The sequence below is a fragment of the Rhodococcus sp. NPDC056960 genome, assembly GCF_042674125.1.
Classification (GTDB): Bacteria; Actinomycetota; Actinomycetes; order Mycobacteriales; family Mycobacteriaceae; genus Rhodococcus_F.
In genome coordinates this window covers 97,106-121,137 of record NZ_JBHURF010000029.1, presented here as the reverse complement: position 1 = coordinate 121,137, position 24,032 = coordinate 97,106, and the positions used below count along the sequence as shown (strand labels likewise).

Below are 24,032 nucleotides of genomic sequence, written 5' to 3'. Positions count from 1 at the left end.
TGTTTGGCGATGTCCTCGGCGGTGTAGAGGGCGTTGATGGTGGTGGCGACACCGCCGGCGCGGAGGATGCCGTGGAACACCGACGCGAACGCGGGCACGTTCGGTGAATGCAGGCCGACGACGTCGCCGACCGCGAGCCCGCGTGCGGCCAGTGCCCCGGCCACCGCGTCGATCTGGGTGGTGAGGGTCCGGTAGGTGGTGACCGCGCCGGAGGCACCGTCGATCAGCGCGGGCCGGTCCAGGTCCGCCGGGTCGACCCGGCCGAAGAGGAACTCGTAGACACTGAGGTTCGGGATCTCGACGTCCGGAAACGGGCTCTTGAAGCTCACTGGGGCCTCTCCCTCGTGTTGCAGCAGCAGTAGTCGGTACAAGTTTCTGTGAACATCAGAAACATGCACGCGACCTGTGACCACAGTCACAGGTTCGCCGCAACTCTACCCGCGCGTATCTCCCACCGGAGGGCGGTTTACCAGCGCTCAGTCGTGCGAATCCTCGATGAGATGTTCGAACGGTTTCAGGTTCGCCAGCGACTCTCCGCGTGAGACGCGCCACTCCCATTCCCGCTTGATGGAACCCGCGAATCCGAGTTCGAGGAGGGTGTTGAAATCACCGTCCGCCGCCTCCAGGACCTGCCCGAGGATCCGGTCCAGTTCGTCCGCGGTCACCGCGTGCTCGGCGATCTGGCCGACCAGGTAGATGTCGCCGACCTTGTCGATCGTGTACGCCACCGAGTACAACCGGCGATTGCGCCGCAACAGGTACTTGTAGACGCCTTCGAAGTTCTCGTCCGGCTTGCGGCAGACGAAGGCCTCGAGTCGCAGACCGTGCTTGCCGACGGTCAGCAGCGTGGTGGTCTTGAGTTTGCGCTCGCCGGGCAACTCGACGACGAAGTGCGTCGAGTCCTTCCTCGTGAAGTCCAACTCACGTTCGGTCAGAGCGGACTCGATCACGTCGGCCAGGTCGGTCATGCGCGCACTCCCCCGGCCCGGCGCAGCTTCCACAGCCCACGTCCGCGACGCGGGGAGAATTCGCTCGGGCCGTTTCCGTAGTTGTAGTTGACGGTCGCCATCCGATAGCTCTCGAGGAGTCCGTCGGCGGTGTGTTCCCAGGAGAAGTTCTCGGCGTGACGCGGGGCCTCGGCCGCGAGTGCGGTGAGCCGGGCGGGGTCCGAGACCAGCGACTGCAATGCGGTCGCCCAGTCCTCGGTGCGGTGCCCGTCCACCAGCAGACCGGTCTCGCCGTGCCGGACGGCGACGCCGAGGCCGCCCACGTTCGCGGCGATCACCGGCGTGCCGCAGGCCTGCGCCTCGATGGCGACGAGCCCGAAGGACTCCGAATAACTCGGCACGGCAACGAGATCCGAGGCCCGGTATACGTCGGCGAGCCGATCGGGCGCCTGCGGTGGCAGGAACGTCACCCGCGCGGCGATGCCGAGGGAGGACGCGAGTTCGATCAACGCGTCCGGCCGGGCGAGCCCGGAACCGGAGGGACCTCCGACCACGAGCACCCGCAGCGTCGACTCCGGGTCTCGGGCGATCAGTTCCGCTGCGGCGCGCAGCAGGACGTCGGGCGCCTTGAGCGGCTGGATCCTTCCGACGAACGTCACGATCGTCTCGCGGGGGTCGAGTCCGAGCCCTGCCCGGGCCGCGGCGCGGTCACCCGGCCGGTACCGCGTCAGGTCGGCGCCGGGCGCCACCACGTCGATGCGGTTGGGGTCGGCGCCGTAGTGCCGGACCAGCTGATCGGATTCGTCGGTGGTGTTGGCCACGAGCCGGTCGGACTCGGCCACCACCTGCTGCTCCCCGATCTGGCGGGCGGCGGGTTCGGGGGTGTCGCCCTCGGCGAGCGACAGATTCTTGACGGCCGCGAGCGTGTGCGCGGTGTGCACGAGCGGCACCCCCCACCGGTCCCGGGCGAGCCAGCCGACCTGACCCGACAGCCAGTAGTGCGAGTGCACCAGGTTGTAGTAACCGGGCTCGTGGCGGGCCTCCTCGCGGAGCACCCCGGCAACGAATGCGCACAGCTGGGTGGGCAGATCCTGCTTGTCCAGGCCCTCGAACGGGCCGGCGACGACGTTGCGGACGAGGACCCCCGGTGCTGCTTCCTGAACCGGGGCGTCGGCCGACGACGTGGCGCGGGTGAAGATCTCCACCTCGACGCCACGACGTGCCATCTGGATGGCGGATTGCAGCACGTAGACGTTCATGCCGCCCGCGTCGCCGGTACCGGGCTGCGCCAGCGGTGAGGTGTGGACCGAGAGGACGGCCACCCTGCGGGGGCGCGAATTGTGCATGGGCGTCACCACTCCATAGTGCTCCCTCACCGATCGCCGCCTTTAACCGAGGTTGTCGACGAAGTCGCCGACCTCCTTGACGAACCTCTCGGGATCCTCCACGAACGGCGCGTGGTCGCAGCCGTCCCAGAACGACGCTCGCGACTGCGGGATCAGTTCGACAGCATGCCTACCTGCGGAGACGTCGACGACCGAGTCCTCGGTGCCATGCAGGACGAGCGCCGGGACGTCGAGTGACCGCAGCAGGTCGTCGTTGCTCGCGGACCGGTTGAACAGTGCGGCCCGCACGCGCGGCGGGGTGGCGAGGCTGGCACCGAACAGCGCCTGCGACTGGGCGCCCTTGCCTTCCGGCGGTCCCGTGAGCGCGGTGCCGAACGCGCCGAGCGCGCGGATCGCGTCGCGCGGTTCTTCCGACATCGCGTCGGGGATCGCCGCCCGCATCGCCGCGCCGACCTTGCCGCCGGCCTCGCCGCGGCCGATGCTGGTGATGGCTCCGACGAGGACGACGCCGTCGACGGCGGACGTGCCGTGCGACGACAGGTAGTCGCAGATCACGAGGCCGCCGTAGGACCAGCCGAGGAGCACGGCGCCGGACGTGACGCCTTCGGCGGTGAGCACGGCGTCGACGTCTCCGGCCCAGATCGCGGAGTCGTCGTAGCCGGTGTCGGGCGCACCGGAGTAACCGTGTCCGCGCAAGTCGACGGCGATGACGCGGTAGCGGGCCGCGAGTTCGCCGAGCACTCCGGGGCCCCAGCATTTCGAGGACTGCGCCCAGCCGTGCAGGAGAACCAGGGCCCGCGCGTCGGGGGCTCCGGTCACCGAGTAGACGAGGGGGGTTCCGTCGACGCCGACTGCTTCACGAATAGCCATGGGGTCACCATAGAGGCCAGCAGCGCGGCGGCCGCCGCCACCGCGTAACCCGCTGTGGTGCCGAATTCGTCGATCATCCTGCCCGCGAGCGCCGACCCCACGGCGACGCCGACGCCCAGTCCGGTGACGATCCAGGTGATGCCCTCGGTGAGCGCGGCCGCGGGCACGATCTGCTCGACGAGACCGGTGGTGACGATCATGATCGGCGCCACCGTCATTCCCGCCACCGCGTAGGCGACGGCGAGCGCCGGGATGCTGCCGGCCAGCAGCAGCGGAATCGTCAGGACCGCCACCGCGAGGACCGCGACCATCAGCTGTTTCCGGAGCGACGCGGACACCCGGATCGTGCCGAACACGATGCCCGCCGCCGCGGAACCGGCCGCGAACAGGGCCAGCACCACAGTGGCGGAGGCGGGTGCGTCGTGGCGCCGGGTGAACGCGATCGCACCGACGTCGATGACGCCGAAGATCGTGCCCATCGACACCATGATCGCCACCAGGATCCACACGGCGGGTGTCCGGACGACGGAGGGGCGGCCGTCGCGCGCCGGCGGATGCACGGGTGGTTCGGTGCCGCGCTGGGCGACGAGCGCGAGCGTGCCGACCACCAGCAGGACGAGACCCGCCAGCGGTCCCGCCTCGGGGAACACCGCGACGGACAGCCCCACGGACACCACCGGGCCCGCGATGAAGCACAGTTCGTCCACCACCGCCTCGAACGCGAACGCCGTCCGCAGCAGTGGCGTGCCGCGGTACAGCTCGGTCCAGCGGGCGCGCACCATCGCACCGATCGTGGGCATGCAGCCGGCGGGGACGGCCCACACGAACAGCACCCAGTCGGGCGTCCCGAACCGGACGCACACCAGCATCGCGGCGATGGATGTCGCGCTGATTCCCGACGCGACGGGGAGGACGCGGGACTGTCCGTACCGGTCCACCGCGCGGGACACGACCGGCGTGATGAACGCGTAGGTCAGTGCGAACACCGCGGCGAGTGCGCCGGCAAGTGCGTAGTCGCCGCGCAGTTCGGACAGCATCGTGACGATGCCGATGCCGACCATGGCGATCGGTACGCGGGCGACGAATCCTGCGGCGGAGAACGCTGCCGAGCCGGGGGCCGCGAAGATCTGACGATAGGTACCGAGCACGCGTCGAGCCTCACAGATCGTGGCCGCGACTTCCAGCACGTGCAAGTATTGCGCTCATGAGTGTCCTGGTGTGTTTCCACGCCCATCCCGACGACGAGGTGTTCACGACGGGCGGCGTGATGCGTCAGGCAGCGGACGCCGGCCATCGCGTCGTAGTGGTCACCGCGACGGACGGGGCGCTCGGCGAGGCCCCCGACGGGATCCTGACCGAAGGCGAATCACTCGCCGAACGGCGGCGGCGCGAGTTGGAGGAGTCGACGTCGCTGCTGGGCGCCCAGCGAGTGGTGTTGCTGCACTATGCGGATTCGGGGATGGCGGGAACGCCGGAGAACGAGAATCCCGCGGCGTTCTGCAACGTCGACGTCGAGGAGGCCGCTGCCCGGGTCGCGGCGATCCTCGTCGAGGAATCCGCCGACGTGGTCACCGTCTACGACCCGAACGGTGGTTACGGACACCCGGATCATGTCCAGGTTCACCACGTCGGCATCCGCGCCGCCGAACTGGCCGGTGTGCCGCACGTCTACGAGGCTGCTGTGAGCCGAGACCACCTCCGGAGTCTCTTGGCCGCCAATCCCGAGTGGTCCGACAACGCTCAAACGCCGGACCTCGACACGTTCGGGCTTCCCGATTCCGAGATCACGACGGTCGTGGACGTCAGCTCGGCGATGGACGCCAAGCGCGCCGCGATGCATGCGCACGCCACCCAGATCGGGGATTTCGGCCCGTTCCTGCAGATGCCCGAGGAGCAGCTTCTGGCGGCGTTCGGCCGGGAGTGGTTCCGCCGACGCGGGGCACCGGCCGGGCTCGCGGAGTCGTCGCTTCCCCTCTGACCGACCGGTTCCGAGATCCGGTGACCCAGCCTCGCAAACTGCCTGCGCGGGTTCGGCTCCGCGCCTAGCATCCACGGGTATGGATCCCGCTGATCTCGTCGCGACCATGCCGTTCGCCGTGCACACGGGGGTTCGCCTCACCAAGGCCGCGCCCGAGGAAGTGGTCGGGCACCTCGACTGGGAACAGCACCGCACCACCGCCGGGAACGGCATGCACGGGGGCGCGCTGATGACGCTCGCCGACAGCGTCGGCGCCGTCTGCGCGGTCCTCAATCTGCCCGCGGGAGCGGCGACGTCGACGACGAGTTCGAGCACCGTGTTCACCCGCGGCGTCCGGAAGGGCACCGTCACCGCGACGGCGCGCCCACTGCACGCCGGACGGAGCACGGTCGCGATCGTCACCGAACTGCGGGACGACGAGGACCGCCTCGTGGCGCAGGTGACACAGTCGCAGGCAGTGCTGCATCCGCAGCCGGGAAGCTGACGGATGTCGCGGCTGCTGCGGGCATACCGCACGACGGGCGCGGATCTGCCGTTCGGCAACCTCCTCGCCGCGCACGACGTTGCGATCGAGGGCTATTTCTGGCGGTTCACCCAGCCCGCGACGGGACAGGTCGTCGTCGCGCTGGCCGGAATCAACCGGGCCGCCGACGGACACTGGGCCACGCTCGGCCTCGCCGGTCACCCCACCCGGTTCCTGCGGACCGCCGCGCATCCGGAGGGCTACGCCAACCCGACCGGACTCGGCGCGTTCGCCGGCGACCGGTTCCGTGGGTCCGTCGACCGGGTCCGGGTGGATCTCGGGCCGGACGCCCGGCTCGACGTCCGGGTCGGCGCGCAGGTCCCGTGGCCGCGGCGCCGGCTCGGCGGGTCGAGTGTGTTCCAGACCGTGCCCGCACTCAACCAGTACTGGCATCCGTGGTTGCTCGGCGGCAGGGCCGAGGGAACGGCCGTGCTGGGCGGCACCGAGATCGACCTCGACGGCGCCCAGGTGTACGGCGAAAAGAATTGGGGCAAGGGCGGATTCCCCGACTATTGGTGGTGGGGTCAGGCCCAGGGTTTCGCCGACCGGCAGGCGTGTGTCGCGTTCGCGGGAGGCGAGATCACCGCGGGCAGGCTGCGCACCGAGGTCACGGCCGTCGTCGTCGCGCTGCCCGACGGCACGGTGATCCGCCTCGGCAACCCGGTCACCTCCCCCGTCCGCGCGCACGTCACCGACGACCGGTGGTGGCTGCGCGGTCGCGGCCGCACGTGGAGCGTCGAGATCGAGGGCGCCTCACCGTTGGGCGCGGCCCACGTACTGCCGGTGCCGCTCCCCGCCGAGCGTCGCAACATTCCCGGCGCCCTCGAGCACCTGGCGGGATCGATGAGTGTGACGGTCCGCCGTCGTGGTGAGCTGGTGTGGGCGGACGAGTCACCGCTCGCCGCATTGGAGCACGGCGGCATCGAGCGGGCGCGCGCGGAACTGCGCAGGCGGGGTGCGCCGCCGGACGCGACGTCGGCGCCTCCCCTCAGCTGATCACTTCGAGTTCGGGTGGTTGCAACGCAGCGACGATCTCGTCGGTCTCCGCGTGGAGTACCCCGATGCGTCCGGCCTCCTCCAGATGGCGCGCGTCGACGCCCGAGATCGCATCGGCGGCGACGAGAACCCGGTAGTCGCGGGCGCTGGCATCGACCGTCGTGGCTCGCGGGCAGTTGGCGTAGTTGCACCCCGCGATCACCACCGTGTCGACCCGCCACCGGCGCAGGTGGTCGTCGAGGTCCGTGCGGTAGAACGCACTCCACCGAGGCTTGAACAGGACCATCTCGGTGGGCGAGACGGCCTGCAGGCGTCCCGCGAGGAGACACTCGGTGTCCAACGGCGGCACGCCCAACTCGGGCGCCACCTGGGAGCCGGCGGTGCCCGGTCCGACGATGCCGAGTCCGGCCGCGATCACGCGGCGCCGGCACAGGTCCACGTCGTCACCCGCATACAACCGGACGACGTGCACGATCGGGGCCGCGGACTCCCGGTAGGCGTCCACGAGACGCGCAATCGCGGGCAGCACCGCCGACGTGCCCGGGATCGGGGCCGTCCCGCCGTCCACGAAGTCCACCTGCATGTCGACGACGAGCAGCGCGGACCGGCCGAGATCGGGCGCGAGGAACGGATCCGCGTTCTGCCGCCAATGGGTCACGCTGCAAATCTATCGCTCGCGCGCAGCGTGTAGCCGGAATCACAGGGACCGGTTCGTTCACACGACAGCGGGGTTTGGGACGATGGAGCGGGTGGGGTAGTGCGAGAAGGGTCCCGACCGATGACTGTGAGCGATGAGAACTGGCCGTTGATCGGCGCGACAGGGGCGCGTTTCGGGTCGGCCGCACGACGCGGGCGCGGCGCCCGGAACGAGCAGTCGTCGACAGCGGATGCGGTGTCGCCGGGGTCGTCCGAGTGGGTCCCGCCCGCCTCCGCCCAGGAGATGCCGGCGCAGGTGGACGCCGTGCCCGAACCCGTCGACGAACCGTCCGAGGCCTACGACAGGTCCACCGAATGGGTGGTGCCCGAGGACACCGTCTCCATCGTGCGACCGTTCATTCTCACGGGCGGGAGAACCGTGTCCGGGGTCGATCTGCCGCTCGAGGCACTCGTCGTGGCCGGCGCGGACGGGGAGGCGGTGGTGGACGGGATGCCGGCGCCGGACGAACCGCGCCGCGTCTTCGCGCTGTGCTCCGAGCCGCGGTCGGTGGCCGAGATCGCGTCGCTCGCGTCGATCCCGCTGGGGGTCGCGCGGGTGCTCGTCGGCGACCTGGCTGCCGCCGGGGCGGTGACCGTGCACGAGACGGCCGGGTCCACCGGACCGGACCGGGAACTGATGCAGCGCGTCCTCGACGGGCTGCGCAAGATCTGAGCCCTCCCCGGGCGCCGCACCCGCTCACACGAATTCGTCAGCCGCACATGTTGTTGCCTGTGCGGCCGACGAATTGCCGTGACGCTAGAGCGAGGTCCGGCGCATCGCCCCGACCGGATCGGAGTAGATGGTGCTCAGCGACACCACCGTCGACGCGTACTCCTGCACCCGGTTGCCGAAACCGGAGATGCGAATGTCCCTGCGCTCCAGCGACGACGCCTGCGCGAAGGCCTCCGCGACGTGCGGAATACCGGCCGGGTACTCGGTGAACGCCTGACCGCCGAGGATCACCCGGTCGGGGTTGAACAGATCCCGCAGCATGGCCACCGTCTTGCCCAGCACCTGGGCGCGATTCACCAGAAGATCATGTGCGGGAACGGAACCCGAGGCCGCCACCTTGTAGAGGGCGCTCATCGTCGGCCGCTGGTTCGACTCCGGAAGGATGCCCGCATCGAGGGCTGCGGAGAGGACCGCGCGATCGCTGATCGTCGCCTCGAGGCATCCGCGTGAGCCGCACGAGCACAGCGCGGACGAGCCGGTCGGCAAATGCGCGATGGAACCGGGGCCGCTCGACGGTGTGTGCACGCGGCCGTCGATGGTGATCGCGATGCCCGCAGTCTCGCGAGCGTAGAAGTACAGGCCCGTTTCGCCTTGCGCCACACCGTCTTCGCTGTCCGGGCTGAGCAGCAGCTCGGACGCGGCCATCGCCTCGACGTGCGCGGCGACGGACACGGGCAGTCCGAGTCCGGTGGCGATGACGGCGCCGACCTGCGCGGACCTCCATCCCAGCCGCGGATGGTCGACGACACCGGTCTGCGGATCGACTCGCCCACCGAGCGCGACACCCGCCCACAGCGGACGGCGCCGGTGCCAGCGGGAGGCGAAGGCTCGTGCACTGCGAGCGATGGCGGTGAGCGCGTCGGCGGACGCTCCCTGCGGGGTCGGCACCTCGACCGCGCCGAGGACCTTTCCCCGCAGATCGCTCGCGATGATGCTGGTCACGACCGCGCCGATGTGGATGCCGACCGTCAGGTACGGCTCGTGGTTGACCTCGAACGGAACGCGCGGACGCCCGATCGCGCCGGACGGCGTGAGGTCGCCGCGCTCACGCAGCAGACCGAGGTCGAGCAGGGCCGACACCTGACGGTTGACGGTGGCAATGCTCAGTCCGGTCGCCTTCGCGGCGACGTCCCGCGACAGCGGCCCCCGAGACCGGGCAACCCGCAGAACACCCGCGGCCGGACCGTCGCTGATGCGCAGTTCGGGGGGAACGATGTGGAGACGAGGACGGGACGACGCCGGCCGCGGGAATCGGGACGCGGATCCGGTGCGGTTGGGAATGGTGAGCGTGGGGGTAGACACGTGGCAGTCCTTGCATGCGGAGGCGGTGCGCACCTTCGTCCGAACGCTGCATCCGTCCCGAAAAGAATGGGACGAGAGGGACGGTCGATCAGGAGAAGACGGCGCGAATTAGCTGCAGATGCTGAGACAGCGACAACACAGTTCCCGCGCCAAGGGCAGCCGCGAACCCAGCGCGGAGGTCACGTAGGTGACCCGCGGAGCGGTCGACTGGCCTGAGGACATGACACGAAAATAGCAGCTTCGCCCGGTTTCACCAATCGGAGGGTGTCTGGGGGTGGGACTCTCCACCCCCAGGGTGGCTGTCCGGATTCGGCCCGTCGCCGGACGATGGATGTACACAGCCACCAGGTCTTCACCAGGTCGAGGAGCGACGATGACCGAGATCCACGCGGAACCCGCCACCGGGTCCGCCGACCTGAGCCGAATTCACGCCGAGATCGCCCGCCTCGACGCGGAGATCCTGGACGCCGTCAATCGCCGGCTCGCTCTCGCACAGCTCGCCGCGCGGACGCGGGTCGAGACAGGAGCGCCCATGGTCGCGCTCGGCGGCGAGACGGACGTGATCCGGCGGTATCAGGACGAACTGGGGCCACGGGGTTCCCTGCTCGCGCTCGAACTGCTCCGGCTGGCGCGTCCGCCGTTCTCCTCCACCTACCGGAAGAGGTAGCCCCCACACCACAACTCGGTCGACACCGGGAGCGAGAGCAGCGTCCAGCGCCCCAAGCGGCACTGGGCGTTGTTCGCCGTCCGGTTGCGATCAGGGTGACGCAAATCCTTCCGGTAACGCGCGGCGCGATGGTTCGGTTACGGGACTCCACCGCCTCCGGTATCCGAAAGGTCCATCATGTCCATCGATTTCGCGCCCGAGTCCGTGACCGAAGCCGACGCTTCCCCCTCCGCTGCGAGCGTCGTCAAGCTCGGCGCCCACATCGGCGCCCGGATCGAGGGCGTCCGGCTCGGCGGCGACCTCGACGCCGCCACCGTGTCGCTCATCCGGCAGGCGCTGCTCGCGCACAAGGTCATCTTCTTCCGCGGCCAGGACCACCTGACCGACGACTCACAGTACGAGTTCGCGGAGCTCCTCGGCTCCCCCACCACCGCGCACCCGACCGTCACGTCGCGCGGCACGAAGATCCTGCCCATCGACTCCGACTACGGCAAGGCCAACAGCTGGCACACCGACGTCACGTTCGTCGATCGCATCCCGAAGGCATCGATCCTGCGTGCCGTGAAACTGCCCACCTACGGCGGATCCACCACGTGGGCATCGGGTGTCGCCGCCTACAACGCACTGCCCGAACCCCTGAAGGTTCTCGCCGACAACCTGTGGGCGACGCACACCAACGTCTACGACTACGCCGCGACCAGCGCGGAGCGTGCGCAGGACGAGAAGGCCACCGAGTACCGCGCCGAGTTCCAGTCCACGTATTTCGAGACGGAGCACCCGGTGGTGCGCGTGCACCCCGAGACCGGCGAACGCACCCTCCTGCTCGGCCATTTCATCAAGAGCCTCGTCGGCCTGAGCAGCACCCAGTCGCAGGCGCTGTTCCGGGTTCTGCAGGATCACGCCATCTCGCTCGAATTCACCACGCGGTGGAACTGGCAGGACGGCGACGTCGCCATCTGGGACAACCGTGCCACCCAGCACTACGCGGTCGCCGATTACGACGACCAGTACCGGCGCCTCAACCGCATCACCCTGGCAGGCGACGTCCCCGTCGACATCCGGGGCGAGCGCAGCCGCAGCATCGCCGGCGACGCGAGTGGATACTCCGTCATCGACGAGCCCTAACATGACGGCATGACCCTTTCACCTGACACCCGCATCGCCGTCGTCACCGGAGCGAGCTCCGGAATCGGAGAAGCCACCGCCCGCACCCTTGCCGAGCAGGGATTTCATGTGGTCATCGGGGCCCGGCGACTGGATCGTCTGGAGAAGATCGCCGAAGACATCGGCGGTACCGCGCTCGAACTCGACGTCACGGATCAGGATTCCGTGGACGCGTTCGCCGCGGTACTGCCGAGAGTCGACGTGCTCGTCAACAATGCGGGCGGCGCCAAGGGACTGGCCACCGTTGCCGAGGCCGATCTCGACGACTGGCGGTGGATGTGGGAAACGAATGTCCTGGGCACCCTCCGGGTCACGAAGGCGTTGCTGCCGAAGCTGGTCGAGTCGGGCGACGGCCTCGTCGTCACCGTCACGTCCGTGGCCGCGCTGGAGGCGTACGACAACGGTTCCGGCTACACGACGGCCAAGCACGCGCAGGCCGTCCTGCACCGCACGCTGCGCGGCGAACTCCTCGGCCAGCCGGTCCGGGTCACCGAGATCGCCCCGGGCGCAGTGGAAACCGAGTTCTCACTGGTGCGCTTCGAGGGCGACCAGGAACGCGCCGACAAGGTCTACGAGGGCATCACCCCGCTGATGGCCGCGGACATCGCCGACATCATCGGATTCGTCGCCTCGCGGCCGTCCCACGTGAACATCGACCAGATCGTCGTCAAGCCGCGAGATCAGGCCTCGTCCGGACGTTTTCACCGCACGACGTAAGCGATCTCGCCGCCGTCCGCCTGTCCTGGTGTTCGAGGAGCAGGACCACGGTCCACAGTCCCGCCACGATCGATATCACCGACACCAGCAACATCCATCCCATCACAGAGTCCCCCTGCCGATTCGGACTGTCGGGGGTCGTCCGTCGACCCCTCGACAGCGGACGACACCCCACAGTTGTGCCCGAGGACACGGCGTCGTCGGCGTGCCCTCATTCAGATAGACGCAGCCGATTCGGTTTCGGTTCCACCGGATTCCGAGAAAGTTCGCCGACCACACCGCACGTGAGTGGCATTGTGTGCCCGGGCACACAATGCCACTCACCTATGCGAGGGCGGAGAGGGACTGCCATTCGGGCCAGTCGATGGCCCAGTCGTAGATGTCGCCGTCGGCGGGCGACAGGTCGATCGACGTCCCGGTCACCTCGACGGGATCGCCGTACATCGCCGTGCCGAAGTACTGCTGCGCGTCCTCCAGGGACAGGTTGATGCAGCCGTTGGTGACGTTGGACGAACCCTGGACGCCGACGGTCTCGGGGTTGGCGTGGATGAACTCGCCGTTGTTGGAAATGCGGACGGCCCACCGCTCGCGCACGTTCTCGTAGAACGGCGGGTTGGACATGAGGAAGTCCTCGTGCTTCTCGGTCACCATGTGGATGCCGCTGCGCGTGACGTTGCGCGCCTCGTTGCCCTCGCCGTAGCTGACCGGGATGTCCATGACGGTCTCGCCGCCGCGCACCACCTGCATGCGGTGGCTGGGGGCGTTCGCGATCACGATCTGACTGCGTCCGACGGTGAAGTTCAGCGACAGATCCTCCTCGCCGTACGCTCCCCCGCCGAAGTCCACTCCGTACAGCTTGGCGTCCAGGGCGACGGTGGTGCCGGGGGCCCAGTAGTTCTGCGGACGCCAGTGCGCGCGCGACCCGTTGTCGTCGGCCAGCCACGCCCACGCGCCGGGGGTGGGCGGGTTGGTCGTGACGGTCATGGCCTTCTCGACCGCGGCCTTGTCCTCCACGGAATCGTGGAACTGGACGATGATCGGTGCCGCGATCCCGACCTCCTGGCCGTCGGCGATGTTGAGGGTGGCGCCGATCGTCGCGTCGGGTTCGAGCGTGGTGAAACTGCCGTCGACGGCGACGGACTTGCCGTCTGTGCCGAGTGCCGTGCCGTTCCACGTGTAGGTGGCGCCGTAGCCCAGCGCCTCCGCGACGGTGAACGTGGTCCGGTCGGGTGAGAGCACACCCTGCACGGCACGGCCCTCGGCGTTGACGAGCGAGATGTCGGTGAAGGTGCCCTGCGCCGCGGTCGCGGAGATCGGCGACACCGGGCTGACGTCCTCGGTTCCCGAGGCCGGGTTCAGGGTGACGTCGACTGCCGGTTCGGGCGGCGCGGTCGCGGTTCCCGACTCGGAGACCGTGCATCCGGTCAGCAGTAGGAGAAACGCGATCAGCGCCGCCGCGACCGACGCCACGCGTGATCGACTTGTCCGGGAACCCAGTTCATGCACAGCTAACAGATTACCTGTGCTACCGACCCGTCTTCAGATGGCGCAGCCGACCGTCACGGGTTCGGGCTCGAGCCGGACGCCGAACGCCGTCTGGACGCCGTCGCGCACGTCACGGGCCAAGGACAGAAGGTCCTCACTCTTCGCGGTGCCACGGTTGGTCAGTGCGAGCGTGTGCTTGGTGGACAGTCGCGCGACCGCGTTGTCCCCGGGATACCCCTTGGAGTAGCCGGCACGCTCGATCAGCCAACCGGCAGACAACTTCGTTCCGCCGTCGGCCGGGTACTGCGGAACGGCGACGTCGCCGAGTCGGGCCTCGATCGCGGCGAGGACACTCGCCAATTCCCCGTCGGGCACCACGGGGTTGGTGAAGAACGAGCCCGCACTCCACGTGTCGTGATCGTCGGGGTCGAGCACCATGCCCTTGCCCCGGCGCAGGTCCAGCACGGCTTCGCGGACCTGCGCCGACGGCAGCCGATCGCCCTCGGAACCGTCGAGCGCCGCGACGAGTTCGCGGTAGCGCAGCGGTTCGGAGAGCCCGTCCGGATGGACCGTCAGTTCCACCGCCAGCACCAGGGCGGCGTCGGAGTGCTTGAGAACGCTGGTGCGGTAGCCGAGACCGAGGGCGCCGGGTTCGACCCACCGCGCCGTCCCCGTGCGCCGGTCGAGCAGGTGCACCCGCCGAAGCATCGATCCGATCTCGACGCCGTACGCACCGACGTTCTGGACCGGTGTGGCCCCCGTCGACCCGGGAATTCCGGACAGGCATTCAAGCCCGCCCAGTTCCGCCGCGACGGTCTGCGCGACGACCTGATCCCACTCGGCGCCCGCCTCGGCAGTGACGAATCCCTCCTCCAGGCCGACTGTGGTGTTGCACACACGCACCACCACGCCGTCGAATCCGTCGTCCCCGACCACCAGATTGGAGCCGCCGGCGAGGATCAGCGTCGGAATGCGGGCACCGTCGAGCAACCGCACGACGTCGACGAGCACCTGCGTGTTCGGGCACTCGGCCACGATTCGCGCCGGCCCGCCCACCCGCAGGGTGGTCATCCCCGACAGTTCGAGGTTCTCGGAGACGAAGGCGCCCGAATCGACGAGTTGACTGACAATGCTCACATCCCACACAACCGCAAACGGTAGCCTGCGGATCGTGAGTCGCCGCATCGAGCATTCGTCGTCCTATGCGTTTCCCGTCGCCCAGGTCCATGCGGGCCTGATCACCGAGCAGTACTGGCGCGACCGTCTCGACCGGGTCGGAGGGCCGGGAGCCACGCTGGATCAGGTCACGACCGGACCGGGCACCATCTCGGTGGCCATGTCTCAGTCGATTCCCGCCGAGCACCTGCCCAGCATCGTCTCGAAGGTCCGATCCGGCGATCTCGTGATCAAGCGCACGGAGACGTGGGGCGCCCTCGACGGCGACCGCGCCGAGGGCACGTTCACGGCCGAGGTGCAGGGCGCGCCTGCGACGATCTCGGGGACGCAGACCCTGACGGCCGCCGATTCCGGATCGAATGTGCAGGTCGAAGGCAAAGCCGACGTCCGGATCCCGCTGATCGGCGGCAAGATCGAGGGTGCGATCGCCGACGAGGTCCTGCGTCTCATCGCGAAGGAGCAGAAGTTCACGGAGCAGTGGCTCGGGGCCTGACCTGGGGCGGGTGTCCCTGGCGTCGGGTCCCAGCCGGTAACCTTGGCGATCATGGCTCGCCGCATCGACTACTCAGCCCGTTACAAGCACACCCCGAAAGAGGTGTACAACGCGTTCACCAACCGTGACTACTGGGATGCGCGCATCGAGGAGATGCGGAAGTACTCCGAGAATCACATCGAGCACTTCGACGTGACCGACGACGGGATCGACATCGTCCTGCACCACATCCTGCCGCGGTCGGAGCTCCCCGAGATCGCGCAGACCGTGATGAAGAAGGACATGGTCATCACGCGCACGGAGTCGTACACGCCCTTCGGTGAGCCGACCACGGGCACGTACGAGGCGTCGATCCCGGCGGGCCCGGGCAGCCTCACGGGCACGATGAAGCTGTTCGCCACCGAGACGGGGTGCACGTTCCGCACGTCGTCCGAGGCCAAGGTGTACCTGCCGTTCGTCGGCGGGAAGCTCGAGCAGTTGATGCTCGTCAATCTGATCGACCTCTTCCGTGCCGAGGCCGAGATCACCGAAACCTGGTTGTCGCAGCACTAGCAGCCGGCGCACAGATTTCCCATGACTTCAGCGACGCTGAGGCGGCCTCACGGTGTCATCACCCGGGGCACGACCGGCATCAATCGGCTGCGGCGCAGCGACCGCTGGCTCGTCCACGACGAGCTGGTGCGCCGCACGCTGCACGCGTCCGCCGACCCGCTCGTCGTCGACCTCGGGTACGGCGCCCGCCCGCACACCACGTTCGAGCTGGCCGACCGGCTGACCGCCGTGCGCGGCGACCGCCGCGTGGTCGGGCTCGAGATCGACCCCGAGCGCGTGGTCGAGAGCCGGAACGGAGTGAGTTTCGCCCGCGGCGGGTTCGAACTCTCCGGACTGCGACCGGTCCTGGTCCGCGCGTTCAACGTGCTGCGGCAGTATCCCGAGGACGCGGTCGGGCCGGCCTGGGCGCGCATGCAGTCCGGGCTCGCGCCGGGCGGATTGATCGTCGACGGCACCTGTGACGAACTGGGCCGCCGCTGCGCGTGGGTGCTTCTCGACGCCACCGGACCGCTGTCGCTGACGCTGGCGTGGGATCCGTTCGCCGTGGACAAACCCTCGGACATCGCCGAACGGCTGCCCAAGGCGCTGATCCACCGCAACGTCCCGGGCGAGCCGGTGCACGCACTCCTCACGGCGGCGGATCGCGCCTGGGCCACCGCGGCGCCGCACGGCTCGTTCGGACCCCGGGTGCGGTGGCGGGCCGCCCTCGAACTGCTGCGCGCGCAGGGGCTTCCCGTGCAACCTCAGCGTCGCCGGCTCCGCGACAACATCCTCACCGTGCCGTGGGCACTGGTCGCACCCGGTTCCGGCGTAAATTAATTCACGCGACATCCCCGAGCTCGCCCCGTAGAGTCACTTCACGAAACATGTTGTGCCGGTGCGCAGGCGAGGGTTACTTCGACTGTTGATCGCGTGGTCGCCGGTTCGAATCCGGTCAGGGACGCACGTCCCTGTAGCTCAGCGGTAGAGCGCGTCCGTGCCTTCACCGACTCCGATCTCGGCACGACATGCGTGCGCGCCACCCGGTGCGCAGACGGCGGATACTTCTCAGGCGAAGTGCGCAAGCACGCGGTTCGATTCCGCACCCCGCCGTCGCTTCGATCTCGGGTGGCGCGCACTCCGCACGTCCCCCGGAACCTCCCGGAAGGAGGAACACCCATGAGCAAGTTCAACCTGAAGACGCTGCGCCGCAGCAAGATACAGAGCCCCGTCACATCGGAGGCGATGGCCGCCGGCCGCACCTTCGAAGGCGGCAGCGGCTACGTCCGCGACGCGAAGAGCGAGCTGTTCCTCCTCGCGGTCACCACCATGGTCGGTGAGGACACCTTCTACGAGTCGGCCTCCGACCGCGACGGGCGGTTCGTCGAGCTGATCCACGAGGTCACGCTGTCGGATCCGGAGTGGACCGCTCGCCTGATCGGGTGGCTGCGCCGCGACGCGCATCTGCGTTCGGCGTCGGTGGTGGCCGCCGCGGAGTTCGTCCGGGCCCGGCTCGGCGCCGGCCTGCACGGCGGCAACCGTGCCGTCATCGCCTCGGCGCTGCAGCGGGCCGACGAGCCGGGCGAGATGCTCGCCTACTGGATTGCGCGCCACGGTCGTTCGATCCCGAAGCCGGTGAAGCGCGGCGTCGCCGACGCCGCCGTCCGGCTGTACTCGGAACGCTCGCTGCTGAAGTGGGATTCCGATGCCCGGGACGTCCGCTTCGGCGACGTCCTCGAGCTCACCCATGCGTCGCCGTCCGCGACGTGGCAGGGTGAGCTGTTCCGGCACGCGATCGACCGTCGGCAGGGACGCGAGAACACGGTCCCCACCGGCCTGCGGATACTCACGGAACGAGCGTCGCTGGCGGCTCTCCCGCCGGAGGATCGGCGTGCCGTCCTGCGGAATCCGGAGCGGCTGTCGGCGGCCGGCATGACGTGGGAGTCGCTGGCAGGCTGGCTGCAGGGACCGATGGATGCGGCGGCATGGAGCGCGATGATCCCGTCCATGGGATACATGGCGCTTCTGCTTAACCTGAGGAACTTCGACGAGGCCGGGATCCCCGACCACGTCGCGGACCAGGTGGCGGCCCGGATCGCCGATCCGGGCGAGGTCGCGACGTCGCGGCAGCTACCGCTGCGGTTCCTCGCGGCGTACCGGAACGCGCCGAGCCTGCGGTGGGGACATGCGCTCGAGCGTGCGCTGGGGGCATCGCTGTCCGCGGTCCCGTCGCTGCCCGGCCGCACGCTGGTGCTCGTCGACCGGTCCGGTTCGATGTTCTACAGCCGCGTCTCGGCGCGGTCGGAACTGACGCGGGCCGACGCGGCCGCGGTGTTCGGCACCGTTCTGGCGGCGCGCGCCGAACGGGCGAACCTCGTCGAGTTCGGCACGGACAGCCGGTACGTGCCGTTCCAGCACCAGCCGGTGCTGCGGGTGGTCGACAGTTTCGGTGATCTCGGCGGCACGGACACCGTGTCGGCGGTGCGGAAGCACTACCGCGCCCACGATCGCGTCGTCATCGTCACCGACGAGCAGGCGGCGTGGGGTGACCCGACCCGGCACGTCCCGGCGGACGTCCCCGTGTACACGTGGAACGTGGCGGGTTACCGGCACGGTCACGGGCCGACGGGCACCGCGAACCGTCACACGTTCGGCGGACTGTCGGACGGGGGATTCTCGATGATCCCGCTACTGGAGACCGCCAGGGACGGCGAGTGGCCGTTCTGACTGCTCAGGTGCAGGTGGCCAGTGCGTGTTCGACGCGCTGCGCCACCTGCGCCGGCAGCGACCCGCATTCTCCGTGCAGTGCGCGTGCGTTCAGGCGCCCGATCGCGACGCCGTCGGCGACCACCTCGTCGAGCAGTTCCTGCGAGATACCGCTGGCGGCGAGGTCGAGGGCGGTGCACATCGGCGTGGTGATGCGGATGGGGCCGACCTGTTCGCAGTCCTCCGGGCGGAGGGACCGCCGATGCAACGCCAACTGCTGCGTGGGCGAGGGCGGCGACAACACCGTGGAGAGGTGGATGAACCGCGGATACAGGTGCCCGAGACCGTGAAGTTCGGCGGCACTCTGATGTGAGACCGCGGCGGCGGCACCAAACCAGGTGCACCACTTCGCGAACTCCTCGAGATCGGAGTGCGGGCAATCCTTCAAGCGGAACAGATCTCGCTCGATCTTGACCCACGAACCGTCGGCGAGGTGCTCGCTGATGTCGTCGGCGGCGAAACCGAGGCGCAACGCCTGCGCAGTGGTGAAGAAACCCGCCTGAGCCGTCGCGACGCGTGTCAGCTCTTCACCGACACCTTCGCGCTCCGGGTCACCGGGACGTGGAGCCAACCATCCGGACATTCCCCTACATTACTGGGCATTTGTGGCACGTATCACAATTTCTGCGGATCTCGGCGACCCGCCGCGCGCGCAGTTCACAGAATTTGCTCAGAGTTGTCGGGAAGAATCCGTGTAATGACAGCCGGAACGAACTCCGCACCCCGAAGTAACCGTGTGCTCGTCATCTCTCTTGTCGTCATCGCGGCGCTCGTCGCGGTCCTCGTCGGCGGCGAACTCTACGTGCGCAACCGAGTGAAGACCTGCATGGCAGACCAGTTCGAGAGCCAACTCGGCTCGCAGGTGGACGTCGGCCTGAGCTGGAAGCCGGTCCTCCTGCAGTCGATCGACAAGAACGTCCCGTACATCACCATCGACTCCGACGACACGAAGTTCGGCCCCGCGCAGGGGATGCAGGTCCACGCCCAGGTCAACGACATCCGGATCGAGAACACCGCCGACAGCAGCGGCACCATCGGCAGCTCGGACGCCCAGGTCACCTGGTCCACCGCCGGCATCCTGGCGACCCTGCAACAGCAGGCGTTCGGCTCGCTCATCAGTGGTGTCACCGCGGACTCGAACGCCGGGACGTTGAAGTTCTCCGTCGGCCCGGCCGGACTCGCAGACCTGACGGTGCGACCCCAAGTGGTGAACGGGACCGTGAAGGTGGACACGGTGGGGGCGGAGATCCTCGGTTTCGGTCTTCCCACCGATCTCGTCGACGGGGTCGTCCAGACCCTCACGTCGAGTCTGCAGACCTACCCCCTCGGCATGCAGCCGACGTCCCTGAAGGTCACCGACGACGCCATCGACATCACCCTCGAAGGCGGCGCCTACACGATGCCCGCGGCGGGCACCCAGCAACAGCAGCAGGAGCAACAGAGCAGCTGCGGCCTCCTGGTCTGATCGGCCGCCGGGTCAGTCGGGCAACCCGTCGAGGACGGCACGGGTTCCCGACAGACCCAGCCGCGTGGCCCCCGCCGCGATCATGTCGAGCGCGGCCTGCGCTGTGCGGATCCCGCCGCTCGCCTTGACCCCGATCCGCCCGTCGACGGTCTGCGCCATCAGCCGTACCGCCTCCACGGTCGCTCCCCCAGCCGGGTGGAATCCCGTGGACGTCTTCACGAAGTTCGCACCGGCCCGCTCGGCGGCCCGGCACGATTCCACGATCGCCTCGTCGGTGAGTGCCGCGGTCTCGAGGATCACCTTCAGGACGGTGCTGTCGCCGACGGCCTCGCGCACGGTGAGGACGTCGGCGAGCACCGCATTGAAATCGCCTGCCACGGCGGCGCCGATGTCGATCACCATGTCGATCTCCTGCGCGCCCTGATCCACGGCGAGCCTGGCCTCGGCGCCCTTGACCAGCGAGTGGTGCTTCCCCGAGGGGAACCCGACCACCGCCGCGGTCACGAGGCCGGGCGCCCTGACCGGCAGCATCGACGGCGACACGCAGACGGCGAGCACACCGAGCGCACGCGCCTCGTCGATCAGCGCCGTCACGTCGTCGGCGGTGGCCTCGGGTTTGAGGAGCGTGTGGTCGACGAGGTCGGCCACCTGGGAGCGGGTCAGTGCAGCGTCGGACATACCTGTGAGCTTCGCACAATGCCGTCCGGGTCTCGCGGCACGGCCTAGCATCGCCGTATGAGTGATCCGGGATCGATCTTCGACGAGGCACGGCTCGAGTTCGACCGGCTGACGACGGCCGTGTGGGCGCCGGCCGGGCAGTCGCTCGTCTTCCAGCTCGGGCTGCGTCCCGGTGACGCCGTCCTCGACGTGTGCTGCGGCGCAGGCTCTTCTGCCCTGCCCGCGGCCACCGCTGTGGGGCCGTCGGGACTCGTCCACGGGGTCGACCTGTCGGACGAACTCCTGGAGCGGGGCCGGATCACGGCGTCCGACCGCGGTTTGCAGAACATCGAATTCGTCTGCGCGGACGCCACCACCTGGGAGCCGCCGAGCACCGTCCCGGAGGCCGGCTACGACGCGCTCGCCTGCTCGTACGGCGTGTTCTTCCTGCCCCACATGGATGCCGCGTTCACCCGGCTCACGCGTCTCGTCCGGCCCGGCGGGAAGGTCGGGATCACGGTGTGGCGGCGGGGCGCGCTGCGTGCGTTCGCGGACGCGTTCCACGACGCCGTGGCCCGTCACCAGGAACCCGCACCCGAACCGGCCGGGTCGCCGTTCGACCCTCTCGAACGCATCGACACCCCGGATGCGCTCCACCAGTGGCTGGGCGAGCTGGGCGCGCACTCGACCGAGGTCCGGGAACTGTCCAACATCATTCCCGCGACTCCCGAGTTCGCGTGGAACCTCGTCCTCGGCGGGGCCTTCCGCCGCGCGCTCGCCCCGTTCGACGAGCGGACGGTCGAGCAGATTCGTCTCGATCTCATGCAGCTGCTCACCGAACGCGCGATTCACGACGTCGACGCCGGAACCCTCGTCGGTACCGCCGTGGTGAACGGCCGGAGTGCGACCTGAAAGACTGGTGCCCATGAGCGCTGCTTCGACCGACGACCACCGGTACGTTCTGTCTCTCGGCTGCCCCGACCGCACCGGCATCGTCGCCCGTATCTCGACGTTTCTCGCCGAGGTCGGCGGCTGGATCGTAGAGGCCGCGTACCACGCCGACGCGGACACCGGCTGGTTCTTCACCCGTCAGGCGGTCCGAGCGTCCTCGGTCGACATGTCCATCGAGGAACTCCGGGAGCGGTTCGCGGCGGTGGCCGCCGAACTCGGCCCCGAGACCGAGTGGACCGTGTCCGACACCGGCGAGCGCAAGCGGGTGGTGCTGTTGGTGAGCAAGGAGGCGCACTGCCTCCACGACCTGCTGGGCCGTGCAGCCGGCGGCGAACTGCCCGCCGACATCTGCGCGGTGATCGGCAACCACCGCGACCTCGAGACCGTCACGCGGCAGCACGGTATCGACTTCCACCACGTGCCGTTCCCGAAGGATCCGGCCGAACGCGGGCCCGCGTTCGAGCAGGTGCGGGAACTGGTCGACGCCCACGACCCCGACGCCGTCGTGCTGGCGCGGTTCATGCAGGTGCTGCCGTCGGAACTGTGCGAGCACTGGGCCGGCCGGGCGATCAACATCCACCACAGCTTCCTGCCGTCCTTCGTCGGCGCCCGCCCGTATCACCAGGCGTTCGCCCGCGGCGTGAAACTGATCGGCGCCACCTGCCACTACGTGACCGCCGAACTCGACGCGGGCCCCATCATCGAGCAGGACGTGATCCGCGTCGACCACGCCGACGAGGTCGCCGACATGGTCCGGCAGGGCCGCGACATCGAGAAACTCGTACTCTCCCGCGGCCTGCGCTGGCATCTCGAGGACCGCGTCCTCGTACACGGCCGAAAGACGGTGGTGTTCAGCTAGTTTCGTCGCACACGGGCTGCAGGAAGGGCACTGACATGGTCGACGTCGCAATTGCACAGTTCGCCGCCGGTCCGGAGAAGGCGGACAACCTCGCCCTGATCGCGAGGTTCGCGGCGGAGGCGGCGGCGGGCGGGGCACGGATGCTGGTCGCGCCCGAGTTCGCGATGTTCACGATCCCGACGATGGACGAGCGGTTCGTGGACTCCGCGGAATCGCTCGACGGCGAGTTCGTCACCGGGCTCCGCGAGATCGCTGCCCGGCACGCGATGACCGTCGCCGCCGGGGTCAACGAAGCGATCCCGGGCGAACGGCGCATCTTCAACACCCTCGTCGCGGTCGGGCCCGACGGCGGCATCGCCGCCACGTATCGGAAGCTGCACTTGTACGACGCGTTCGGATTCCGCGAGTCGGACGTCGTGCAGGCCGGCCCGATCGGCAGCCCCGAGACGTTCACCGTCGACGGCATCACCGTCGGCATGCAGACGTGTTACGACCTGCGGTTCCCGGAGGTGACCCGGCGCATCGTCGATGCGGGCGCGGACGTTCTGGTCCTGCCGGCCGCGTGGATGTCGGGCCCGCTCAAGGAAGACCACTGGACCACGCTGGTCCGCGCCCGAGCCATCGAGAACACCATGTACGCCGCCGCGGCCGATCAGAGCGGCCCGGTGGGTTCGGGCGCGTCCCTGATCGTCGATCCGATGGGAGTGGTGATCGCGTCCCTCGGCGAACGGGTCGGGACCGCGATCGGCACCGTCTCCCCCGAGCGCATCGCCGAGGTCCGCGCCACGAATCCGGCGCTGTCGCTGCGCCGCTTCGGTGTGGTCGCCAAGCAGTAGATTCCGGCGTTCAGCGGTACACGTCGGGGAGGCCGTCCGACACGGACTGGGGGAAGTCGGGCTGCCGCTTGTCCAGGAAGGCCGCGACTCCTTCGCGGACGTCGGCCGAGGTCCCGCGCACGTGGATGGCGATCGACTCGGCCCGGTGCGCCACCTCGGGGCTGTCGGCCCCGAGCATGCGCCACATCAGTTGCCGGGTCAGGGCGACGGAGACCGGCGAGGTGCCCGTCGCCAGTTCGCGGGCCACCTCGATCGCGCGCGACAGCACCCGGTCGGCGGGGACGACCTCACGGACGAGGCCCCGTTCGAGCGCCTCCGCCGCCGACACCATCTTCCCGCCGACGGTCCACTCGACAGCGGTCGAGATGCCGACGATCCGGGGCAGGAACCAGGTGGAACAGCCCTCCGGCACGAGCCCGCGACGGGTGAACACGAACCCGAACTTCGCGGTGTCCGAGGCGATTCGGACGTCGGCGGGTAGCGTCATGGTCACACCGACCCCCGCGGCGGGACCGTTGATCGCCGCGATCACCGGCTTCGTCGACCGATAGATCCGCAGCGACGTCTGGCCTCCCGAATCCGGCGGCGCCTCGCCGGTGTCCGGATCGTCCTCGCTGACGAACGTGTCGCCACCGGCCGCGAGGTCCGCGCCCGCGCAGAACGCGCGACCGGTTCCCGTGAGGACGATCGCCCGGATCGAATCGTCAGCGTCACATTCGTCGAAGACTTCGATGATCCGGTCCCGCACCGCGAGAGTGAACGCGTTGAGCCGTTCGGGACGATTCAGCCGCACGACGGCGATCTCCTCGTGGCGTTCCAGCACGACCACGCTCTCGACATCGACAGACGTCATTTCTTCTTCTTCCTCTTCGTC

The 24,032-nt window shown here is 69.1% G+C and carries 27 protein-coding genes; 15 read left to right on the top strand and 12 right to left on the bottom strand.

The annotated features are described in order from the left end of the window. The 5 genes from ACFTWF_RS35870 to ACFTWF_RS35850 all read right to left on the bottom strand — a co-directional run. Nucleotides 1–329, bottom strand: a 329-nt coding sequence (locus ACFTWF_RS35870) for an AMP-binding protein (protein ID WP_378465825.1), incomplete at its 3' end; no start/stop codon positions are given. A gap of 147 nt (nucleotides 330–476) precedes the next feature. Continuing rightward, on the bottom strand, nucleotides 477–968 hold the full coding sequence (locus tag ACFTWF_RS35865) for a YbjN domain-containing protein (RefSeq protein WP_378465824.1): 492 nt from the start codon (nucleotides 966–968) through the stop codon (nucleotides 477–479). Next, nucleotides 965–2,323, bottom strand: coding sequence for a D-inositol-3-phosphate glycosyltransferase (gene mshA / locus ACFTWF_RS35860; RefSeq protein WP_378465823.1), 1,359 nt, complete (start codon nucleotides 2,321–2,323; stop codon nucleotides 965–967). Before mshA ends, ACFTWF_RS35865 begins: the two co-directional genes overlap by 4 nt. Before the next feature lie 12 nt (nucleotides 2,324–2,335). Next, nucleotides 2,336–3,163, bottom strand: a complete 828-nt coding sequence (locus ACFTWF_RS35855) for an alpha/beta fold hydrolase (protein ID WP_378465822.1) — start codon at nucleotides 3,161–3,163, stop codon at nucleotides 2,336–2,338. Then, nucleotides 3,109–4,311, bottom strand: coding sequence for an MFS transporter (locus ACFTWF_RS35850; RefSeq protein WP_378465821.1), 1,203 nt, complete (start codon nucleotides 4,309–4,311; stop codon nucleotides 3,109–3,111). The genes ACFTWF_RS35855 and ACFTWF_RS35850 overlap by 55 nt, the downstream gene beginning before the upstream one ends. 56 nt (nucleotides 4,312–4,367) lie before the next feature. On the opposite strand from ACFTWF_RS35850, the gene ACFTWF_RS35845 reads away from it, so the two are divergent. From ACFTWF_RS35845 to ACFTWF_RS35835, 3 genes are all read left to right on the top strand, one after another. Continuing rightward, entirely contained in the window at nucleotides 4,368–5,141 is a 774-nt protein-coding gene (locus ACFTWF_RS35845) for a PIG-L family deacetylase (protein WP_378465820.1), read from the top strand. Between the two features lie 79 nt (nucleotides 5,142–5,220). Beyond that, entirely contained in the window at nucleotides 5,221–5,625 is a 405-nt protein-coding gene (locus tag ACFTWF_RS35840) for a PaaI family thioesterase (protein WP_378465819.1), read from the top strand. 3 nt (nucleotides 5,626–5,628) lie between these two features. After that, the gene (locus ACFTWF_RS35835) at nucleotides 5,629–6,660 is read left to right on the top strand and encodes a tocopherol cyclase family protein (protein ID WP_378465818.1); all 1,032 of its coding nucleotides are present in this window, start codon (nucleotides 5,629–5,631) and stop codon (nucleotides 6,658–6,660) included. Here ACFTWF_RS35835 and ACFTWF_RS35830 read toward each other — a convergent pair. After that, on the bottom strand, nucleotides 6,653–7,318 hold the full coding sequence (locus ACFTWF_RS35830) for an isochorismatase family cysteine hydrolase (protein ID WP_378465817.1): 666 nt from the start codon (nucleotides 7,316–7,318) through the stop codon (nucleotides 6,653–6,655). The two genes, ACFTWF_RS35835 and ACFTWF_RS35830, sit on opposite strands and share 8 nt — an antisense overlap. Nucleotides 7,319–7,438: 120 nt before the next feature. Between ACFTWF_RS35830 and ACFTWF_RS35825 the strand changes: the two genes are divergently transcribed. Next, nucleotides 7,439–8,029 (top strand): DUF742 domain-containing protein, encoded by a 591-nt coding sequence (locus ACFTWF_RS35825; RefSeq protein WP_378465816.1) that lies wholly within the window; start codon nucleotides 7,439–7,441, stop codon nucleotides 8,027–8,029. Between the two features lie 84 nt (nucleotides 8,030–8,113). On the opposite strand, the gene ACFTWF_RS35820 is transcribed toward ACFTWF_RS35825, so the two are convergent. Next, on the bottom strand, nucleotides 8,114–9,391 hold the full coding sequence (locus ACFTWF_RS35820) for an ROK family protein (protein ID WP_378465815.1): 1,278 nt from the start codon (nucleotides 9,389–9,391) through the stop codon (nucleotides 8,114–8,116). Between the two features lie 373 nt (nucleotides 9,392–9,764). Between ACFTWF_RS35820 and ACFTWF_RS35815 the strand changes: the two genes are divergently transcribed. From ACFTWF_RS35815 to ACFTWF_RS35805, 3 genes are all read left to right on the top strand, one after another. Continuing rightward, a complete protein-coding gene (locus ACFTWF_RS35815; protein WP_185725228.1) occupies nucleotides 9,765–10,058 on the top strand; it encodes a chorismate mutase in 294 nt (97 codons plus the stop codon). Between the two features lie 177 nt (nucleotides 10,059–10,235). After that, nucleotides 10,236–11,183, top strand: coding sequence for a TauD/TfdA dioxygenase family protein (locus tag ACFTWF_RS35810; RefSeq protein WP_378465814.1), 948 nt, complete (start codon nucleotides 10,236–10,238; stop codon nucleotides 11,181–11,183). 9 nt (nucleotides 11,184–11,192) lie between these two features. After that, on the top strand, nucleotides 11,193–11,939 hold the full coding sequence (locus ACFTWF_RS35805) for an SDR family NAD(P)-dependent oxidoreductase (protein WP_378465813.1): 747 nt from the start codon (nucleotides 11,193–11,195) through the stop codon (nucleotides 11,937–11,939). Nucleotides 11,940–12,263: 324 nt separating this feature from the next. Here ACFTWF_RS35805 and ACFTWF_RS35800 read toward each other — a convergent pair whose 3' ends face one another. Beyond that, nucleotides 12,264–13,445, bottom strand: a complete 1,182-nt coding sequence (locus tag ACFTWF_RS35800) for an Ig-like domain-containing protein (RefSeq protein WP_378465812.1) — start codon at nucleotides 13,443–13,445, stop codon at nucleotides 12,264–12,266. 33 nt (nucleotides 13,446–13,478) lie between these two features. Next, nucleotides 13,479–14,570: a UDP-N-acetylmuramate dehydrogenase gene (locus ACFTWF_RS35795; RefSeq protein ID WP_378465831.1), complete on the bottom strand. Its 1,092-nt coding sequence runs from the start codon at nucleotides 14,568–14,570 to the stop codon at nucleotides 13,479–13,481. 25 nt (nucleotides 14,571–14,595) lie between these two features. On the opposite strand from ACFTWF_RS35795, the gene ACFTWF_RS35790 reads away from it, so the two are divergent. From ACFTWF_RS35790 to ACFTWF_RS35775, 4 genes are all read left to right on the top strand, one after another. Then, entirely contained in the window at nucleotides 14,596–15,093 is a 498-nt protein-coding gene (locus tag ACFTWF_RS35790; protein ID WP_378465811.1) for a DUF2505 domain-containing protein, read from the top strand. Between the two features lie 51 nt (nucleotides 15,094–15,144). Continuing rightward, nucleotides 15,145–15,645 (top strand): DUF2505 domain-containing protein, encoded by a 501-nt coding sequence (locus ACFTWF_RS35785; protein WP_378465810.1) that lies wholly within the window; start codon nucleotides 15,145–15,147, stop codon nucleotides 15,643–15,645. 21 nt (nucleotides 15,646–15,666) lie between these two features. Beyond that, complete coding sequence (locus ACFTWF_RS35780; protein WP_378465809.1) at nucleotides 15,667–16,464, top strand: class I SAM-dependent methyltransferase; 798 nt, start codon at nucleotides 15,667–15,669, stop codon at nucleotides 16,462–16,464. 339 nt (nucleotides 16,465–16,803) lie between these two features. After that, complete coding sequence (locus ACFTWF_RS35775; protein ID WP_378465808.1) at nucleotides 16,804–18,351, top strand: TROVE domain-containing protein; 1,548 nt, start codon at nucleotides 16,804–16,806, stop codon at nucleotides 18,349–18,351. 4 nt (nucleotides 18,352–18,355) lie between these two features. Here ACFTWF_RS35775 and ACFTWF_RS35770 read toward each other — a convergent pair whose 3' ends face one another. Then, complete coding sequence (locus tag ACFTWF_RS35770; protein ID WP_378465807.1) at nucleotides 18,356–18,973, bottom strand: hypothetical protein; 618 nt, start codon at nucleotides 18,971–18,973, stop codon at nucleotides 18,356–18,358. 114 nt (nucleotides 18,974–19,087) lie between these two features. Here ACFTWF_RS35770 and ACFTWF_RS35765 point away from each other — a divergent pair, with 114 nt between their 5' ends. Then, nucleotides 19,088–19,855 (top strand): DUF2993 domain-containing protein, encoded by a 768-nt coding sequence (locus ACFTWF_RS35765; RefSeq protein ID WP_378465806.1) that lies wholly within the window; start codon nucleotides 19,088–19,090, stop codon nucleotides 19,853–19,855. A gap of 12 nt (nucleotides 19,856–19,867) precedes the next feature. Here ACFTWF_RS35765 and deoC read toward each other — a convergent pair whose 3' ends face one another. Further along, entirely contained in the window at nucleotides 19,868–20,533 is a 666-nt protein-coding gene (gene deoC, locus ACFTWF_RS35760) for a deoxyribose-phosphate aldolase (protein WP_378465805.1), read from the bottom strand. Between the two features lie 57 nt (nucleotides 20,534–20,590). On the opposite strand from deoC, the gene ACFTWF_RS35755 reads away from it, so the two are divergent. Genes ACFTWF_RS35755 through ACFTWF_RS35745 form a run of 3 tightly spaced genes read left to right on the top strand, consistent with a single transcriptional unit; the run spans nucleotide 20,591 to nucleotide 23,158 of the window. Next, a complete protein-coding gene (locus ACFTWF_RS35755) occupies nucleotides 20,591–21,424 on the top strand; it encodes a class I SAM-dependent methyltransferase (RefSeq protein ID WP_378465804.1) in 834 nt (277 codons plus the stop codon). Between the two features lie 13 nt (nucleotides 21,425–21,437). After that, entirely contained in the window at nucleotides 21,438–22,322 is an 885-nt protein-coding gene (gene purU, locus ACFTWF_RS35750; RefSeq protein ID WP_378465803.1) for a formyltetrahydrofolate deformylase, read from the top strand. Nucleotides 22,323–22,357: 35 nt separating this feature from the next. Further along, nucleotides 22,358–23,158, top strand: a complete 801-nt coding sequence (locus ACFTWF_RS35745) for a carbon-nitrogen hydrolase family protein (RefSeq protein WP_378465802.1) — start codon at nucleotides 22,358–22,360, stop codon at nucleotides 23,156–23,158. A 10-nt stretch (nucleotides 23,159–23,168) separates the two neighbouring features. Here the strand turns inward: ACFTWF_RS35745 and ACFTWF_RS35740 are convergent, their stop codons facing one another. Next, entirely contained in the window at nucleotides 23,169–24,011 is an 843-nt protein-coding gene (locus tag ACFTWF_RS35740) for an enoyl-CoA hydratase-related protein (protein WP_378465801.1), read from the bottom strand. Nucleotides 24,012–24,032: the final 21 nt, after the last annotated feature.

Coding starts and splice junctions, on each gene's coding strand:
- ACFTWF_RS35865 (WP_378465824.1), bottom strand. CDS start 968: ATGACCGACCTGGCCGACGTGATCGAGTCCGCTCTGACCGAACGTGAG.
- ACFTWF_RS35855 (WP_378465822.1), bottom strand. CDS start 3,163: ATGGCTATTCGTGAAGCAGTCGGCGTCGACGGAACCCCCCTCGTCTAC.
- ACFTWF_RS35845 (WP_378465820.1), top strand. CDS start 4,368: ATGAGTGTCCTGGTGTGTTTCCACGCCCATCCCGACGACGAGGTGTTC.
- ACFTWF_RS35840 (WP_378465819.1), top strand. CDS start 5,221: ATGGATCCCGCTGATCTCGTCGCGACCATGCCGTTCGCCGTGCACACG.
- ACFTWF_RS35835 (WP_378465818.1), top strand. CDS start 5,629: ATGTCGCGGCTGCTGCGGGCATACCGCACGACGGGCGCGGATCTGCCG.
- ACFTWF_RS35825 (WP_378465816.1), top strand. CDS start 7,439: ATGACTGTGAGCGATGAGAACTGGCCGTTGATCGGCGCGACAGGGGCG.
- ACFTWF_RS35815 (WP_185725228.1), top strand. CDS start 9,765: ATGACCGAGATCCACGCGGAACCCGCCACCGGGTCCGCCGACCTGAGC.
- ACFTWF_RS35810 (WP_378465814.1), top strand. CDS start 10,236: ATGTCCATCGATTTCGCGCCCGAGTCCGTGACCGAAGCCGACGCTTCC.
- ACFTWF_RS35805 (WP_378465813.1), top strand. CDS start 11,193: ATGACCCTTTCACCTGACACCCGCATCGCCGTCGTCACCGGAGCGAGC.
- ACFTWF_RS35785 (WP_378465810.1), top strand. CDS start 15,145: ATGGCTCGCCGCATCGACTACTCAGCCCGTTACAAGCACACCCCGAAA.
- ACFTWF_RS35780 (WP_378465809.1), top strand. CDS start 15,667: ATGACTTCAGCGACGCTGAGGCGGCCTCACGGTGTCATCACCCGGGGC.
- ACFTWF_RS35775 (WP_378465808.1), top strand. CDS start 16,804: ATGAGCAAGTTCAACCTGAAGACGCTGCGCCGCAGCAAGATACAGAGC.
- ACFTWF_RS35770 (WP_378465807.1), bottom strand. CDS start 18,973: ATGTCCGGATGGTTGGCTCCACGTCCCGGTGACCCGGAGCGCGAAGGT.
- ACFTWF_RS35765 (WP_378465806.1), top strand. CDS start 19,088: ATGACAGCCGGAACGAACTCCGCACCCCGAAGTAACCGTGTGCTCGTC.
- deoC (WP_378465805.1), bottom strand. CDS start 20,533: ATGTCCGACGCTGCACTGACCCGCTCCCAGGTGGCCGACCTCGTCGAC.
- ACFTWF_RS35755 (WP_378465804.1), top strand. CDS start 20,591: ATGAGTGATCCGGGATCGATCTTCGACGAGGCACGGCTCGAGTTCGAC.
- purU (WP_378465803.1), top strand. CDS start 21,438: ATGAGCGCTGCTTCGACCGACGACCACCGGTACGTTCTGTCTCTCGGC.
- ACFTWF_RS35745 (WP_378465802.1), top strand. CDS start 22,358: ATGGTCGACGTCGCAATTGCACAGTTCGCCGCCGGTCCGGAGAAGGCG.
- ACFTWF_RS35740 (WP_378465801.1), bottom strand. CDS start 24,011: ATGACGTCTGTCGATGTCGAGAGCGTGGTCGTGCTGGAACGCCACGAG.